Source organism: Chitinolyticbacter albus, from assembly GCF_024437655.1.
Lineage (GTDB): Bacteria > Pseudomonadota > Gammaproteobacteria > Burkholderiales > Chitinibacteraceae > Chitinolyticbacter > Chitinolyticbacter albus.
Genome location: NZ_JANBVF010000009.1, coordinates 52,158 through 69,357 on the forward strand (window position 1 = coordinate 52,158; position 17,200 = coordinate 69,357).

General features: G+C 61.3%; 13 protein-coding genes. 7 read left to right on the forward strand and 6 right to left on the reverse strand.

What is annotated here, in order from left to right; translation table 11 throughout:
• Positions 1-73: 73 nt before the first annotated feature.
• The 5 genes from truB to rimP all read right to left on the reverse strand — a co-directional run bounded on the left by truB (position 74) and on the right by rimP (position 6,236).
• Positions 74-976, reverse strand: coding sequence for a tRNA pseudouridine(55) synthase TruB (truB, locus tag NLI84_RS07300; protein ID WP_255989275.1), 903 nt, complete (start codon positions 974-976; stop codon positions 74-76).
• Between the two features lie 56 nt (positions 977-1,032).
• Positions 1,033-1,404 carry a 30S ribosome-binding factor RbfA gene (gene rbfA / locus NLI84_RS07305; protein WP_255989276.1) on the reverse strand — a complete coding sequence of 124 codons (372 nt, stop codon included), beginning with the start codon at positions 1,402-1,404 and terminating at the stop codon, positions 1,033-1,035.
• A gap of 150 nt (positions 1,405-1,554) precedes the next feature.
• Entirely contained in the window at positions 1,555-4,251 is a 2,697-nt protein-coding gene (gene infB / locus NLI84_RS07310) for a translation initiation factor IF-2 (RefSeq protein WP_255989277.1), read from the reverse strand.
• Positions 4,252-4,267: 16 nt separating this feature from the next.
• Entirely contained in the window at positions 4,268-5,740 is a 1,473-nt protein-coding gene (gene nusA / locus NLI84_RS07315; protein ID WP_255989279.1) for a transcription termination factor NusA, read from the reverse strand.
• A 67-nt stretch (positions 5,741-5,807) separates the two neighbouring features.
• The gene (rimP, locus tag NLI84_RS07320) at positions 5,808-6,236 is read right to left on the reverse strand and encodes a ribosome maturation factor RimP (RefSeq protein WP_255989394.1); all 429 of its coding nucleotides are present in this window, start codon (positions 6,234-6,236) and stop codon (positions 5,808-5,810) included.
• Positions 6,237-6,549: 313 nt separating this feature from the next.
• On the opposite strand from rimP, the gene fadD reads away from it, so the two are divergent.
• The 6 genes from fadD (at position 6,550) to NLI84_RS07350 (ending at position 12,105) form a co-directional block, all read left to right on the forward strand.
• A complete protein-coding gene (gene fadD, locus NLI84_RS07325; RefSeq protein WP_255989395.1) occupies positions 6,550-8,211 on the forward strand; it encodes a long-chain-fatty-acid--CoA ligase FadD in 1,662 nt (553 codons plus the stop codon).
• A 24-nt stretch (positions 8,212-8,235) separates the two neighbouring features.
• Positions 8,236-9,390: a PilT/PilU family type 4a pilus ATPase gene (locus NLI84_RS07330; protein WP_255989280.1), complete on the forward strand. Its 1,155-nt coding sequence runs from the start codon at positions 8,236-8,238 to the stop codon at positions 9,388-9,390.
• Between the two features lie 60 nt (positions 9,391-9,450).
• A complete protein-coding gene (locus NLI84_RS07335) occupies positions 9,451-9,807 on the forward strand; it encodes an ArsC family reductase (protein ID WP_255989282.1) in 357 nt (118 codons plus the stop codon).
• The gene (dapE, locus tag NLI84_RS07340) at positions 9,804-10,958 is read left to right on the forward strand and encodes a succinyl-diaminopimelate desuccinylase (protein ID WP_255989283.1); all 1,155 of its coding nucleotides are present in this window, start codon (positions 9,804-9,806) and stop codon (positions 10,956-10,958) included. Before NLI84_RS07335 ends, dapE begins: the two co-directional genes overlap by 4 nt.
• 6 nt (positions 10,959-10,964) lie before the next feature.
• Positions 10,965-11,588: a hypothetical protein gene (locus NLI84_RS07345; protein WP_255989285.1), complete on the forward strand. Its 624-nt coding sequence runs from the start codon at positions 10,965-10,967 to the stop codon at positions 11,586-11,588.
• 97 nt (positions 11,589-11,685) lie between these two features.
• Positions 11,686-12,105, forward strand: coding sequence for a VOC family protein (locus NLI84_RS07350; protein ID WP_255989287.1), 420 nt, complete (start codon positions 11,686-11,688; stop codon positions 12,103-12,105).
• A gap of 49 nt (positions 12,106-12,154) precedes the next feature.
• Here NLI84_RS07350 and NLI84_RS07355 read toward each other — a convergent pair whose 3' ends face one another.
• Complete coding sequence (locus NLI84_RS07355) at positions 12,155-13,711, reverse strand: family 16 glycosylhydrolase (protein WP_255989289.1); 1,557 nt, start codon at positions 13,709-13,711, stop codon at positions 12,155-12,157.
• 963 nt (positions 13,712-14,674) lie between these two features.
• Between NLI84_RS07355 and NLI84_RS07360 the strand changes: the two genes are divergently transcribed.
• A complete protein-coding gene (locus NLI84_RS07360) occupies positions 14,675-17,197 on the forward strand; it encodes a heparinase II/III domain-containing protein (protein WP_255989290.1) in 2,523 nt (840 codons plus the stop codon).
• Positions 17,198-17,200: the final 3 nt, after the last annotated feature.

Consider the following 17,200-nt stretch of genomic DNA (forward strand, 5'->3'; position numbering starts at 1 on the left):
GGGTCAATGCCCCGACAAGCGCGGCGAGCCCCTCTCCTGTGGTGGATCCGGACCCTTCCGCGCTTCCCCGCGCTCACGCTGTGGAAAGCAGTCGTTTGGACCTCAGCACCCTATCGGCACCGACCTCGCCCAAACCGAGGAACCGCGCATTATCCGCATTTTGCGAGCCAGCGTAAAGTATGAATTCGCCCGGTTGCTGGCCGTCCAGCCGTACGGTCATGCCATGACAGATGCGTTCGGCCTGCTCCGCATCGAGCGTCAGCGCGGGCAGCTCCGCGACCAGCGCTTCGGCCGGCATCAGCAACGCCTCGCGCGCCGGCATCTCCAGCTCGGCCAAGGCGTCGAGCGAAATCGCATCCTGCAGCACGAAGCCTGCGGTGCGGGTACGGATCAGGCCGGCCAGATAGGCGCCGCAGCCGAGCGCCTTGCCCAGGTCGTCGGCCAGCACGCGGATATAGGTGCCCTTGGAACACAGCACGTCGAGCACCAGCGTGATGCCGTCAAAGCTGACCACATCGAGCGCATAGAAGGTGATGCGCCGCGCCTTGCGCTCGATCTCCACGCCCTGGCGCGCGTATTCATACAGCGCCTTGCCCTGGAACTTGAGCGCCGAATGCATGGGCGGCACCTGGTCGTACTCGCCAAGGAAGGAGGCCAGCACGGCGCGCACCGCCGTCTCGTCGCACGTGACTTCGCCGCTCTGGGTGATCTCGCCTTCGCCATCGAGCGTAGTCGAGACTTCACCGAGCCGGATCGTCGCGCGGTAGCCCTTGTCGGCGTCGAGCATGCGCTGCGAGAACTTGGTCGCCTCGCCGAAACACAGCGGCAAGAGGCCGGTCGCGTACGGGTCGAGCACACCGGTGTGGCCGGCCTTCTCGGCCTGGAACAGCCAGCGGGCCTTTTGTAGCGCACCGGTGCTGGAAAAGCCGAACGGCTTGTCGAGCAACAGCACCCCATCGATTTTTCGTTTTGCCATGAGACAGACAGGAAAGCGGAAGGATTTGGGGCAAGGCGATCTTGCCCCCTGGTACATCAGTTGTCGTCCGGCGCCTTGGGCAGACTGGACGCCTGGGCGATCAGGCTGTCGAGCTGCATGCCGCGTTCGATCGAATGATCGTAGTGGAAATGCAGTTCCGGCATCTTGAACAGCTTGAAGCCGCGCGCGAGCTGGCTACGCAGGAAACCCTTGGCGGCTTCCAGCTTTTCGGCGATCGCCGCCGCATCCTCGGCAGTGCCGAGGAAGGTGTAGAAAATCTTGGCGTGCGAGTAGTCGCGCGTCACTTCGACATCGGTGATGGTGATCAGCGATGCCTTGGGGTGATCGAGTTCCGCGCGGATCAGCTCGGCGATATCGCGCTGCAGCTGCTGCTGGATACGATCGGATCGGGTGAAATTCTTGGCCATGGTCGGTGAGGAGTGAGGCGTGAGAGGCAGAGGTGTGAAACCCGCTCACGGCCGGTTCAAAAGCAAAAGGCGCAAGAGGAAAACCCCTTGCGCCGGTGTGAATGCGGGGTGGGCTGTTACACCTCTCGCCTCACCCCTCACACCTCACGGTTACAGCGTCCGTGCCACTTCGACGATTTCAAAGACTTCCAGCACATCGCCTTCCTGGATGTCGTTGTAGTTTCTGAGCTGCAAGCCGCACTCGTAGCCGGCGCGCACTTCCTTGACGTCGTCCTTGAAGCGCTTGAGGCTTTCGAGCTCGCCCTGGTGGATGACCACATGGTTGCGCAGCAGACGCACGCCAGCGTGGCGCTTGACGATACCATCCTGCACGTAGCAACCGGCGATCGAGCCGACCTTGGACACCACGAACACCTGACGGATCTCGACCTGGCCGATGATCTGCTCGCGCTTCTCTGGGGCCAGCATGCCCGACAGCGCTGCCTTCACGTCATCCACAGCGTCGTAGATGATGTTGTAGTAGCGCAGGTCGACGCCTTCGGATTCGGCAAGCTTGCGCGCTGCCGCATCGGCGCGGACGTTGAAGCCGACCACCACCGCCTTGGACGCGAGCGCCAGATTGACGTCGGATTCGCTGATGCCGCCAACGCCCGAGTGCAGGATCTGCACGCGCACTTCGGTGGTCGACAGCTTTTGCAGGCTGCCAGCCAGCGCTTCGGACGAACCTTGCACATCGGCCTTGATGATGATGGGCAGCGTCTGCACTTCGCCTTCGGCCATCTGCGCGAACATGTTCTCGAGCTTGGCGGCCTGCTGCTTGGCAAACTTGACGTCGCGGAACTTGCCCTGACGGAACAGCGCGATTTCGCGCGCCTTCTTCTCGTCAGCCAGCACCATCGCGTCCTCACCTGCGGCCGGTACTTCGGATAGGCCGAGGATTTCGACCGGGATCGAAGGACCGGCTTCGTTGATCTGCTTGCCGTTCTCGTCGAGCATGGCGCGCACACGGCCCCATACCTGACCGGCCAGCACCACGTCCCCCTTCTTCAGGGTACCGGACTGCACCAGCATCGATGCCACCGCGCCACGCCCCTTGTCTAGACGAGCTTCGATGATGATGCCCTTGGCCGGCGTGTCGATTGCGGAAGTCAGTTCCAGCACTTCGGCCTGCAGCAGGATGGCGTCGAGCAGCGCGTCGATGTTCGTGCCCTGCTTGGCCGACACTTCGACGAACTGGGTATCGCCACCCCAGTCTTCCGGCACCACCTCGTGCGCCACCAGTTCCTGGCGGATACGCTCGACGTTGGCACCTTGCTTGTCGATCTTGTTCACCGCCACCACGATAGGCACCTTGGCTGCCTTGGCATGGTGGATGGCTTCGATCGTCTGCGGCATCACGCCGTCGTCGGCCGCCACCACCAGCACCACGATGTCGGTCGCGCTGGCACCGCGAGCACGCATGGCGGTAAACGCCTCGTGACCCGGGGTGTCAAGGAAGGTGACCATGCCCTTCTCGGTTTCGACGTGGTAGGCACCGATGTGCTGGGTAATGCCACCGGCTTCGCCCGCCGCCACCTTGGCGCGACGGATGTAATCCAGCAAGGACGTTTTGCCATGGTCGACGTGACCCATGACGGTGACGACCGGGGCGCGATGCAGTTGTGCGTGCTCGCCCTTGTCGGCTTCGTCCAAATAGGTATCCGGATCATCGAGCTTGGCAGCGACCGGGTTGTGGCCCATTTCCTCGACCACGATCATCGCGGTTTCCTGGTCCAGCACCTGGTTGATGGTCACCATCATGCCCATCTTCATCAGCGCCTTGACCACTTCGACGCCCTTCACGGCCATCTTGTGCGCGAGGTCAGCCACCGAAATGGTTTCCGGCACATCGACGGTGTGAATGATTGGGTCGGTCGGCGCCTGGAAGGCGTGGGCATTGTCAGCGTCAGACTGACCGCCCTTGTTGCGGCCACCGCCCTTCTTGGAGCGCCAGGCATTGCCGGAATCGGCACCACCGCGGGTCTTGAGGCCCGCGCCCTTCTTGCCGCGGCTATCGCGATCATCGCGATCGTCCTTGCGAACGCCAGTCGCCGGCTTCTTGTCGGCGGGCTTGGCAGCACCTGCCGCGGCCGGTGCCGCAGCGGCGGCCGGTTCGGGCTTGACCGGTTCGGGCGCACGCAGCGGCGTGTCCTTGGGCTTGCGCAGATCGACACGCATGCCGATACGCGGGCGATCGCCCAGCGTCGGCGGCGCAGCCGGCTTGGCTTCGGCCACCGGGGCCGGAGCGGGAACAGGCTCGGCAACCGGCGCCAGCGACGGGGCGGCTACCACCTCCACTGCCTCGGCTACGGCAACCGGCTCGGGGGCAACTTCGACTACCGGTTCATCCTTGCGCTCGGCGCGTTCCTGCTTGGCACGCATTTCGGCGGCCTGACGTTCACGCAGCTCGGACTGGCGACGCGCCTCGGCTTCGCGCTGGGCAAGTTCGCCCGCATCGAGCGACGGCGCCGCGGCGGCCGGAGCGGATGCGGACACAGCGGCGAGCGGCGCCTCGGGGGCGACGATCACACGCTTCTTGCGCACCTCGACCTGGATGGTCTTGGCCTTGCCGGTCGCATCGGTCTTGCGGATTTCGCTGGTTTCCTTGCGGCCCAGCACGATCTTGGGCTTGTCCGCCCCACCGCCATGTTTCTGCTTCAGGTGGTTCAGCAAACGCGTCTTGTCGTCGGCAGTCACCGTATCGCCAGCGCCGGACTTCGAGAGGCCGGCCGCGCGCAGCTGCTCCAGCAGCTCCTCGGGTGGCATCCTGAGCTCCGCAGCAAATTGACTGACTTTTATTTCACTCATTCAAATTCCTCCGGGCTCAGGCGAACCAATGTTCGCGGGCCTTCATGATCAGTTGCTTGGCGGCTTCCTCATCGATACCGGTCAGTTCGGTGAGTTCATCCACCGCCAGTTCGGCGAGGTCGTCGCGGGTATGGATATCGCGCTCGGCCAGGGTAGCGGCAAGTTCAGCCGTCATGCCTTCGAGCGTCTTCAGGTCTTCGGACTGGTGTTCCAGCTTTTCCTCGCGGACTATGGCCTGCGTCAGCAAGGCATCGCGGGCACGGGCACGCAGCTCATTGACGGTTTCCTCGTCAAAGCCTTCGATTTCCAGCATTTCGGCCAGCGGCACGTAGGCCACTTCTTCCAGCGTGTTGAAGCCTTCCTGCACCAGCACGTCGGCGACGTCCTCGTCCACATCGAGCGCACGCACGAAGAGTTCGCGCACCTTGGAGAACTCTTCCTCGTGCTTCTCCTCGGCTTCGGTCACCGTCATGATGTTGATCTTCCAGCCGGTGAGCTCGGAAGCCAGCTTCACGTTCTGGCCGCCACGGCCAATGGCCATCGCCAGGTTTTCCTCGGCGACCACCACGTCCATGGCATGGCTTTCCTCGTCGACGATGATGGAGCTGACGTCGGCGGGACTGAGCGCACCGATCACGAACTGCGCCGGATCGTGCGACCACAGAATGATGTCGACGCGCTCACCAGCCAGTTCGTTGGTCACGGCGTTGACGCGGGTGCCGCGCACGCCGATGCAGGTGCCTTGCGGATCGACACGCTGGTCGTTCGACTTGACGGCGATCTTGGCACGCATGCCCGGATCACGTGCCACGCCCATCAGTTCGATCAGGCCGTTCTCGATTTCCGGCACTTCCATCTCGAACAGCTTTTCCATGAATTCCGGCGCGGTACGCGACAGCACCAGCTGCGGGCCGCGACCGCCACGGTCGATGCGCAGCAGGAAGGCGCGGGCGCGATCGCCGACGCGCAGGTTTTCCTTGGGGATCATCTGGTCACGCGGCAGGACGGCTTCGAGCTTGCCCAGCTCAATGATGGCGCTGCCACGCTCGATGCGCTTGATGGTGCCCGAGACGATATGTTCGCGACGCTCCAGGAAATCGTTCAGGTTCTGCTCGCGCTCGGCGTCGCGGATCTTCTGCAGGATGACCTGCTTGGCAGTCTGCGCACCGATGCGGCCGAACTCGATCGGCTCGAGCTCCTCTTCCCAGGTGTCGCCCAGCTTCAGGTCCTTGTCGTAATCGGGCGCATCGGTGATAGCGATCTGGCGGCTCGGTTCCTCGTGATCGTTGTCCTCGACCACGGTCCAGACGCGGAACGAGCGATAATCGCCACTGTCGCGGTTGATTTCGACGCGGATATCCACCTCGTCGTCGTAACGTTTCTTGGTGGCGGAAGCGAGCGCCATTTCCAGCGCGGTAAACACGACGTCTTTCTCAACGTTCTTTTCGCGGGCCAGTGCATCGACCAGCAACAGAATTTCACGGCTCATTGTCGTTTAATCCTCGGGCACAGACAGCTATTCAAATAATTCGTATCGGTGGGATTTTGTTCAAAACTCAAAACTGCGGCTCGATGCGCACCTTGTCGATCTGCGACAGCGGCAATGCCAGACGCTCACCATCGCACTCGACCAGCACCTGCTCATCTTCCAGACCAAGCAGCTTGCCAACGATGCGCTTGCGCTTGTCCGGCAAGGGCAGGCGCAGCTTGACCTTGACCATTTCACCGGCAAAACGCGCGAAGTCGGCCGGCTTCTTCACCACGCGATCGAGCCCCGGCGACGAGACCTCGAAGCGCTCGTATTCGATGTTCTCCACCATGAACAGGCGGGTGAAGTGGTTGCTCACGGTGACGCAATCATCGACCGTGATGCCGCCCGGTTTGTCGATAAAGAGACGCATCAGGCCACCGTGGCCTATCTCGAAATCGACCAGTTCGTACCCCATGCCATCCAGCGTGGTTTCCAGAAGTTCCTGCAGATTCACTGCCACTACGTTTCCTTCGCTACAAACGAAAAATGGGCTGCAAACCTGCGCCCATTCAAAAAAGCACACCCACTGCTGGGAATCGCTTGCGGTCATCATCGCCTTGCAAGGCGGCGCAGACCGTTGTTTTCAAACGATCCCCTTGGGGATAGACCGGATTCTAACAGAAACAACCACTTGGCGAAACTGTCGTTGGCGGGTGCTTGTTGCACCCGGATTACGCCGCTAGAGTTGGTGCGCAATGCGGTGGCATAGCGCTTGGTCCATGCCCCGCTCCAGTGCACGCACGCTGGTCGCCACAAGGAGAAGAACGATGGAGCGCCCCTGGTTTCAAAGCTATCCCGAGCATGTTCCACATGAAATCGATGTCGAGGAGTTCAGCTCGGTACCCGATGTGTTCGCACAAACGGTGCGCAAATATGCGCAACGCACTGCCTTCATCAACCTGGGGAAATCGCTGACTTACGCCGAGGCCGATGAACGCGCCACCGCCTTCGCGACCTTCTTGCAACAGGATCTGAAACTCGCCCCAGGCGCGCGCGTCGCGGTGATGATGCCCAACCTGCTGCAGTATCCGATCGCCATCTTCGGCATTCTCAAGGCCGGGATGACGGTGGTGAACGTCAATCCGCTCTATACGCCGCGCGAGCTCGAACATCAGATGAAGGACTCGGGCGCCGAGGCCATCGTCATCGTCGCCAACTTTGCGCACACGCTGGAAAAGGTGGTCGCGCACACCCAGCTGAAGCATGTGATCGTGACCCAGTTGGGCGACCAGCTCGACTTTCCCAAGCGCCTGCTGGTCAACCTCGTCGTCAAGCATGTGAAGAAGCTGGTGCCGGCCTATCGCCTGCCGGGCCACATCAAGTTCAACGACGCACTGGCGCGTGGCGCACAGCACGCTTTTTCGCCGGTCGACGTCAAGCTCGACGACCTCGCCTTTTTGCAATACACCGGCGGCACCACCGGCGTGGCCAAGGGTGCCATGCTGACCCACCGCAACATCGTGGCCAATATGCAGCAGGCCCACGCCTGGATACGCGGCGTTGTCGACGAAGGCGGTGAGATGATCGTGACCGCCTTGCCGCTCTACCATATCTTCTCGCTGACCGCGAACGGCATGGTGTTCACCAAGATCGGCGCGACCAACCTGTTGATCACCAATCCGCGCGACATCGCGGGTTTCGTCAAGGAGCTGGCCAAGTACCCGGTCACCAGCATGACCGGCGTGAACACGCTGTTCAATGCGCTGACCAACAATGCCGAGTTCGCCAAGCTGGATTTCCGCCGCTGGAAGCTGGTGCTCGGTGGCGGCATGGCGGTGCAGCACGCGGTCGCGGAAAAGTGGAAGCACCTGACCGGCGTGCCGCTGATCGAAGCCTATGGCCTCACCGAAACATCGCCCGCCGCGGTGATCAACCCGATGACGCTCAAGGAATACAACGGGATGATCGGTCTGCCCATTCCGTCCACCGTTGCCGAAATCCGCGACGACGACGGCAACCCGGTCCCGGCCGGCGAGCGGGGTGAGCTGTGCATCAAGGGCCCGCAGGTAATGAAGGGCTACTGGAACCGTCCCGAAGAAACGGCCAAGGTCCTGGGCAGCGATGGCTTCCTCGCGACCGGCGACATTGCCATCATGTCGCCCACCGGCTACTTCAAGATCGTCGATCGCAAGAAGGATATGATCCTGGTGTCGGGCTTCAATGTGTACCCGAACGAGATCGAGGACGTGATTGCCGACCATCCGGGCGTGCTCGAAGTCGCCTGTGTCGGCGTGAATGACGAGCGGACCGGCGAAGCGATCAAGGTTTTCGTGGTGAAGAAGGATCCTAACCTCACCGCCGAGGCCATCATCGCCTATTGTCGGGAAAACCTGACCAATTATAAGGTACCCAAACAGGTGGAGTTTCGCAGCGAGCTTCCCAAGTCGAATGTCGGTAAGATTCTGCGCAGGGAGCTGCGCCAGAACTAATTCTCATATCAAAAGACCGTCACCATGAACCTGTTGCCCTTTTTCAAGCTGATGGCCGAACACAAGGCCTCGGATCTGTTCCTGTCGTCGCACTCGCCGGTGATCATCAAGATCAATGGCCACTGCCGGCCGGTGAACAACCAGGTGTTGCAGGGCGAGCACGTCAAGCAGCTGGTCTACCAGCTGATGAGCGACGAGCAGATCGCGGCCTTCGAAGCAGACTGGGAATCGAACTTCGCGGTGCCGGTGCCGGGTGTCGGTCGCTTCCGCATCAATGTGTTCAAGGCGCGCGGCAGCGTGTCCATGGTGGCGCGCTACATCCGGGTCGACCCGCCCTCGCTGACCGAACTGCGCATCCCCGAAGTGCTGAACGAGCTGGTGATGCAAAAGCACGGCATCATCCTGGTCGTCGGCGCGACGGGCTCGGGCAAGAGCTCGACCATGGCGGCCATGCTCAACCATCGCAACGAGGAGCACGCCGGCCACATCCTCACCATCGAGGATCCGGTCGAGTTCATGCACCACCACAAGAAATCGCTGGTGAACCAGCGCGAGATCGGCTTTGACACCAAGAGCTACCACGAGGCGCTGAAGAACGCGATGCGCGAGGCGCCCAATGTGCTGATGATCGGCGAGATCCGCGATCAGGAAACGATGACCCACGCCATGCAGTACGCGCAGGCCGGTCACCTTTGCCTGTCCACGCTGCACGCCAACAACAGCTATCACTCGCTGTCGCGCATCGTGAACTTCTACCCGCAGGAAGCACGCGAAGCGCTGCTGTACGATCTTTCCACCTCGCTGCGCGCCGTCGTCTCCCAGCGCCTGATCCGCAACAAGCAAGGCGTGCTGGTGCCGGCAGTCGAGATCATGCTCAACACGCCGCGCATCGCCGAGCTGATTCGCAACGGCCAGCTCTCCGATATCAAGGAGGCGATGGAGCAATCGCTGACCGATGGCTCGGTCACTTTCGAGCAGGCCTTGTACAAACTGTACAAGGATGGCGAGATCGAGCTGGACGAAGCCTTGCGCAACGCCGATTCGGCGACCAACCTGTCGTGGATGGTGAACAACGCACAGAGCGTCACGGAGCAGGAGCAGGCCCGGCGCGCACCCGCCCAGACCCAAGCCTCCACCGCGCAGGACGTGGAAGTCAACTTCGATATCTCGCTACACTGAGTATCGCTCCCTCCCTTATCCGGGGCCGCGTCGCGGCCCCTTTGCTTTGCAGGAGCCCGCATGAGCCCCCCTACCCTTTACGGCATCGCCAACTGCGATACGGTGAAGAAATCACGCGTCTGGCTGCAAGATGCAGGCGTCGACTACGGCTGGGTCGACTACAAGAAAACGCCGCCCACCACCGCGCTACTGCAGGACTGGATCGCCCAGGTCGGCTGGGAAGTGCTGGTGAACAAGGCCGGCACCACCTGGCGCAAGCTCGACGACGCCACCAAGGCGCAGGTCGTCGATGCCGCGTCCGCCGTCGCACTGATGCTGGCGCAACCCAGTGTCATCAAGCGTCCCGTGCTGGAGCACGGTGGTAAAATCACGGTTGGATTCAAGCCAGACACTTACCAGGCCCTCTTTCGCACATGAACGCCCCCACCCAAGACCTCCTTGCCGACCCGACCATCGCCCTCACGGTGCGCCTGCTGCGCCAGGCCTCGGTCACGCCCGACGACGCCGATTGCCAGCAGATCATGGCAAGGCGGCTCGAGGCGCTGGGCTTTCAAATCGAACACCTGCGCTTCGAGGACGTCGACAACCTGTGGGCGCGCTTTGGCACGACAGGCCCGGTGCTGGTGTTTGCCGGCCACACCGACGTGGTGCCGACCGGCCCGCTTGAGCGCTGGCAATCGGACCCATTCACGCCGGACGTGCGCGATGGCCACCTCTACGGCCGTGGCGCAGCCGACATGAAGGCCTCGCTCGCCGCCTTCGTCACCGCCACCGAATCGTTCCTCGCCAAGCATCCCGAACCGCGCGGCTCCATCGCCTTCCTGATCACCTCGGATGAGGAAGGCCCGGCCCGCAACGGCACGGTGAAGGTGGTCGAGACGCTACAAGCCCGCGGCGAAGCCATCGACTACTGCATCGTCGGCGAGCCCACCAGCGCCGAGCGCTTTGGCGACACCATCAAGAACGGCCGTCGCGGCTCGTTGTCCGGCCAGCTCACCGTGCACGGCGTGCAGGGGCATATCGCCTACCCGCACCTGGCGAAGAACCCCATCCACCTGGCAGCGCCGGCGCTGGCCGAGCTCGCCGCCACCGAGTGGGATCGCGGTAATGCCTATTTCCCGCCGACCACCTGGCAGGTATCCAACATCCATGGCGGCACCGGCGCAACCAACGTCATTCCCGGCACCATGGACGTGCTGTTCAATTTCCGCTTCTCGACCGAGCAGACTGCCGAGACGCTCAAGACCCGCGTGCACGCGATTCTGGACCGCCACGGCCTGGAATATGAAATCGACTGGACGCTGAACGGCGAGCCCTTCCTTACCGATCACGGCGCGCTGATCGATGCGATGCGTGCCGCGGTCACCGCGGTCACCGGCGAGCCGCCAGAGCTCAATACCACGGGCGGCACCTCCGATGGCCGCTTCATCGCCAAGCACTGCCCGGAAGTGGTCGAGTTCGGCCCGATCAACAAGACCATCCACAAGCTGAACGAGTGCGTGGCAGTGGCCGATATCCCACAGCTGGCCGCTGTGTACGAGAAGACGCTGGAACGGCTGCTGGGCTGAGCGACGATGCGACGCGCGCTACCTCTCCTGTTTGCCCTGCTGGCCAGCTCGGCGAACGCTGAGCCCGCATCCTTGCTGATCCCCGGCGAATACCATGGCGGCGAGGCGCCGGCTGAGCCCGGCCCGGGCTGGCTGGCGCTGGTCGAGCGTGACGGGACCTGGTCGCTGCAAGCGACCCTGATCCTGGCCGAGCCGGTGTTCGATGTGCTGCTGGATCAGACCGGGGAGACGAGTGGCGTCCGCATCGCCACGCCGGCGCAGGACGCGCTTGCCCTGCTGCGCCACCCGGCGCTGCGCGCCGGCGAGGTAAGCCAAAGCGGCGGCGACGGCGAAGTCCTGGACCAATCCGGCGTAGCGCTGTCGCTTGGCGCGCAGCACTACCAGCTGGCACGGACCGACTCCGGGCTGCTGCTAAGGCAAGGCAACACCGCCATGCCGCTGGCGGCGCTGGAGCCCGAGGACAGCGCCACGCTGCGCTGGGCTGGCGATCTCGATCGCGACGGCAGGCTGGACCTGCTGATCGAGTTCAGCGGCGACAACCGCCTTGCCCGCTGCGCCTATCTATCCAGCCTGAGTGGACGCTCCGGTGCCCCGTCCCTGCTGGCTTGCCATGAGGCAACCGGCTGCTGAACACGAGTGCATCGGTCGGCGGGCACGCTGGAAAAACGCGCAAAACCGATCAAGGCCGGCGGCCTATGCTGGGTGGATTCCCCAACAGGAGCCCACCATGAACCACGACAACCCCAGCATCATGTCCCACGTATCCCTCGGCACCAACCGCTTTGCCGAGGCCGCCGCGTTCTACGACGCCGTGCTCGCCACCGTCGGCGCACGGCGCGTACTCGACTTCCCCGGTGCCATTGCCTACGGCAAGGCATACCCGGAGTTCTGGGTACAGACGCCATACGACGGCCAGCGCGCTGCCGCCGGCAACGGCACCCACTTCGGTTTCTTCGCCGCGAGCCCAGCCGAGGTCGACGCCTTCTACACTGCGGCGCTCGCTCATGGTGCCAGCGGCGATGGCGCACCGGGGCCGCGCGAGGAATACGGCGCCCCGTACTACGGATGCTTCGTGCGTGATCTCGATGGACACAAGATCGAAGCCGCCTACTGGGACAGCGAACTCGCAGCCAAGCTGGAGCTGTAATGGAATGCAAAAGGCCGCCCTGAGGCGGCCCTTTGCGATGCGCTGGCGCTTACTTCTGCCAGACGCGAACGTAGTCGACCTTCATATACAGCGGGAAGTCGGCCTTGTTCGGTTCCGCCCAACCGGTGAACAGGCCGCCCAGCGCCAGGTTCAGGTTGATGTAGAACGGTTTGCGGAGCTCTTCCATGTTTGCTGCCGTGATATCGATGGTATGAACCGGCGTCGGCCGGGTTTCGCGATCGATGTAGTAGCGCAGCTGGTTGGCGTCCCACTCGATCGTGTACAGATGGAACTGGGTCACATCACCAACTTCAGCATTGCCCGGACGCTCGTTGTTCTGACCGTCGGCCCACGGGAAGACACCGATGCGCGAATCCCAGAATGCATTCTGGAACGAACGCGTTTCGGTGTTCTTCTGCTCCATGATGTCGATCTCGCCGCAACTGGACCAGTTGGACGCCATGGTGTCGTAGTGGGTGATCGGCGCGTTGTAGTTGGTGGTATAGGTATCGTCGCACGACGTACCCATCATCCAGAACGCGGGCCAGGTACCAATGCGGCGCGGCAGGGCCATGCGTGCCTCGATCCGGCCGTATTGCCACGAATGCTTACCCTTGGTGGTCAACCGGGAGGAGCGCTGATACCACTGGCGGCCGGAGATATTCATCGGCGTATCGAGGTACTCGGCCTTGATCACCAGATTGCCATTCTCGCGATAGGCATTCTCGGGGCGATACCACTCCCACTCACCGTTGCCCCAGCCCTGGAAGGCGCCCAGGCCCGGATTCAGGCCGTTGCCGACATGGTAGTTCCAGTTGTTCGAGCTAGGCTGACCGGAGCCATCGAACGTGTCTTCCCACACGACGTGCCAGCCGCCCGGGCTCGGAGTCGGGGTTGGGCCCGGAGTCGGGGTCGGGGTCGGACCCGGAGTCGGGGTCGGACCCGGAGTCGGCGTCGGACCCGGGGTTGGCACGGGGGTCGGCGACGAGTTATTCAGCGTGAACTGCGTCCAGGCAGTGTCGAAAGCGCCGCCACCAGCGCGACCCACGGTGAGGAAGTAGCGCACGGTGGCGCCGGCCGGAATACCGCTCACCGTGTAGCTGTTGTTGCTACCCGAAACGTCCATGCGCACGTTGATCTGGCCACCACCATTGATCTGGTAGTGCAGATCGGCCCACGGCGCGTTGTTGGCGTAGAAGCGCACACTGGAAGCAGTCAGTACCTGGTGGCCATACGCGGCGGCCGGGGTCGGGGCCGGAGTGGGATTGGGCGTCGGTGCCGGGGTCGGTTGCGGCCCTGGCGTAGGTGCTGGCGTCGGCGCCGGGGTCGGTGCCGGTGTGGGACCGCTCGAGCAAGTGCCTTGGTCGAACCACAACGAAGGTGTGGCAGCGGGGTTCCAGTTGGTGCCCGCGTAGGCAGTGTGCGTCACCAGCGAACGATAGTTGTGGCCGCTATACGAGGCCGTGCTACCCAACGCGTACGTATTGCCCTCGGCCCACGGTGCCACACATGCGGCGGCCAGGGCCGCTTCACTTGCCAGGCCCCCGGTGACCAGAGCCAACGACGCTGCCAGCACGCGCAGCGTCTTCTGCTTGCTGTGTTTCATGATCCATCCTCTTGATTTGATGTATTCAGTCGCATCCACATGCTTTCAACGCCATTCGGCTCAGTGAAAGCGCTTTCAATAATGCACGCCATGCCATGGCTATGACAGGGGTCCGGGTATCGGCGGTCTGTTGTTGGTGCGGCGCACAATCAAGCTAGCGTCATTTCCGCTACAAGGGTGCACAAAACTTGTGCATAGCAATATCGATGAGCGGCACTTCCTCGCCGCTATTGCCGCGACCTGTGGTGCAGGCAGTCCTCATCGCCGCGCGGTGCTGCCTGCCCCGTTCAGGATGGCTCATTGAACGCGGCGCATCGATGGCTCCCCCTCCAGTTCCATCGGCGCCCATACCGTTCAAACCGCGCTCAGCGCCTGACAGCGTGCCTGGCGATTGTCGTTCGTCGGTTATTAGCGGACGTGGCCTGCTAAAACCGCGTTGCCAGCAACGCATTGTTCTTTTTCACGCTGACATGCGCCTTGGCGAATTTCCTTTCGCCATCCTGATTGGTTCGCCGGGATGAATGTCGAAATACGCGCAGTGCGCCAGTGATATCGGCATGCGCCTCTTGTCGCAGCCCGCAATTTCCAAGGTAAAAACCGCTCCTTTCCGATAATTGACAATTAGGCTCTATTTTGCAGAAATAGCCCAGCTTATTCAGCCGGAAAGCATTAAATAAAATAAATGAAATTGTGTTGTTTTACCTGAAAGCAAGCTGCTCCTCTACGCGTTTACCACCAGTAAACTCGCCGCTTCCAGCTGGTTTCGGTAAAACCAACACCGACAAACGGTGATTCACAACTCCCTTTCAGGTCGATAGTCTTACGGCCATTGAATAAGAAAATTCTAATACTCTAATAAACATCAGGGAATAGATCGGTCGATTAATAGACTGAATCACATGCCCATGGCTTTCATTGAATCAAGCCGGGCCATTCATAATTCTATTTAAGTTGATTATTACCATGACCACGATTCGTCCTATTTCTGCAAGTATTGTGGGTATTGTTGTTGTCTCGACTTTGACCGCTTGCGGCGGCGGTGGAGAAGGTACCAACGACAATACAAATACCGTCGACACGAACGCTAATATCTACGGTGCATCTGCCGGAAAATCTTCGGCGACCAGCTCCGCTTTCACCACCATCGAATCTACCAAGCCAGCCATCCTCAACGATTGGATGCACCAAATGGTCGAAAGTGAACGTCTGCGCGGCGTCGCCATCGCCCAACCGCGCCCCGTTATCCGCGAAACGGTGACGCAGAATCCCCCGAGCTTCGCTTGGCCGCTCCACAAGTTCACGCAACCCAATCAAGCAGTTCGCTACTCGCTCCAAATCCGTTTTCCGGATGGTTCAGTCCAAAGCTTCTGGTCCGACTACAACTGGTATCTCCCTCGCACCAAGTTCCCCGCTGGCAATTACGCTTGGCGCGTCGTGGCCCCGAAGCTCGGCGCGAAAGGCGTAGACGATATTGGGATGTGGCGGCCGTTCACGATCACAGACGACGCAAAGCCGTTGTTCGACGACGCAAAGCTTGCCGTTGTGGCAACCGATCAGAGCTGGTTCAACGCTGTAAGCAGCATGGCCCACCCGCGTATCATTTCGGATACTTATCTTCAGTCACTGCGCCCTCAGTTCCTGAACCAGCGCCTAGCTGTGTGGAACGAAATCAAGCGTAAAGTCGCGCTTCAAGCAAGCGATCCTGCCAAAGCCCCGCCGCAGGCTGATATGAGCAACGCAAACTGGGTCATTCAGCTGCCGCAAACCGTGAACACTGAACAAGACCGGATCGAAATGGCTGCGATGGTATGGCGCATGCAAAAGAATTCATCCGTGCCTGCTGAACAAGCCGCAGCTGCAACAGCACTGAATGATTTGAAAGCACGCACCTTCAACCTGGCTTCATGGAGCACGGAAGATCTCGACGGCCAAGGCAGTGGCGATGACAGCGCGGTCCGCAATCTGCTTTGGGCACTGGTACTGGGTTATGACAACCTTTACCCAGATTTGACTTCGTCGGAAAGGGACTACCTGATCAACGTCATCGCGACCCGTGCAAGCCAGCTGGAGAACCGTGTAATCGGCCCAAACCGTTCGGTTGAACACTACCCGCTGGACTCAAGCGCGGCAGTGGGTGCGTATGCTCTTTCGGCAGCTACGGCAGTTATGGCTGGAGACATGAGTGGCGGCGTTATTCACCCCCAATTTGATGCCGGCAAGTTCGCACGCTATGTTCCGATGGCCTACTCTTTCCTACACGCATCCGGCGGCGATGATGGCGGCTTTGGCAATGGCGGCGGCTACGGTCTGTTTGACTTGAACAACATGTACCCCTACTACGATGCATTGGGCACAGTCACCGGGGTCGACCCTTATCGGTTGCAAAAATTGCGCAACAGCATGGAGTATCAGTTGTTCTCCCGCCCTGCAGGTGGCGCTTCTCAAGCCCCTTTTGGTGACGGTACGACGGTGGAAGGCCCGCAGGTTCCTTACTATGCCTACTGGTGGGCAACACGCCTGCCGGGCCAGATTTCCAACTGGATGGCCACCGTCTACCCGGTTGCGGCGACGCACTCTCGCCTCGCGCGGACCCTGCTTTCACCGCCAGTGGTACCGGTCCCCGCGAGCACGCCCGGTGTAACCGAGCTGTCCAAATTATTCAAAAACACAGGCACGGTGTATATGCATAGCAGCCTGACCGATCCACAACGTGCTTCGGTCCACTTCAAGTCGAGCCCCTTCGGGTCTTACAACCACAGCCACGCAGATCAGAACAGCTTCGTCGTGAGTGATCAGGGCAAGGCATTGCTCATCGATAGTGGCTACTATGACTACTTCCTGTCGCCGCACTCGAAAGGCTGGTACCGTCAGACCAAGGCACACAACGCCATCACCTATAACGGCGGCCAAGGACAACGTATTACGATCAATGGCTTGTCTTCGGACTACTCGGCAGCGGGGGCAATCGTCGGCTACGCAGATACCGGGGAATTCACGATCAGCACAGGGGATGCTACGCCTGCGTACGACGCTCCGATTACTCGTGCTCGTCGCACCATTGTCTACCTACGTAAGAATCTGGTTCTGGTCCACGACGATCTGGCAGCTAGCACACCGGTACGCTGGGAATGGAACTTCCATACCCTTACCAATCCGCAGTTGACCGGTGATGCCTCAGGCACAGTCAAGGTGGTCAATGGCGCAGCAAGTGCCTGCATTAAGCAAATCGGAGGAGATCGGTTCACTACCCTGGGCGTGAATGCCAACTTCCCTGTCGATCCGGCAATGAGCTTTACGCAGCAATATCACGGGACTTGGTCGATCCCCTCACCAACGGCTCAATGGCAAAGCGTGATGTTGGTCGACATTGGTTGCAAGGAAACAACTGAACCGACCGTGGCCACCAGCGGAGACAACATCACCGTCGCAATTGGCAGCAAGCAGTTCCGTTTCACCCGCAACGCGCTGCCGGCCTATGCCAACTAACTG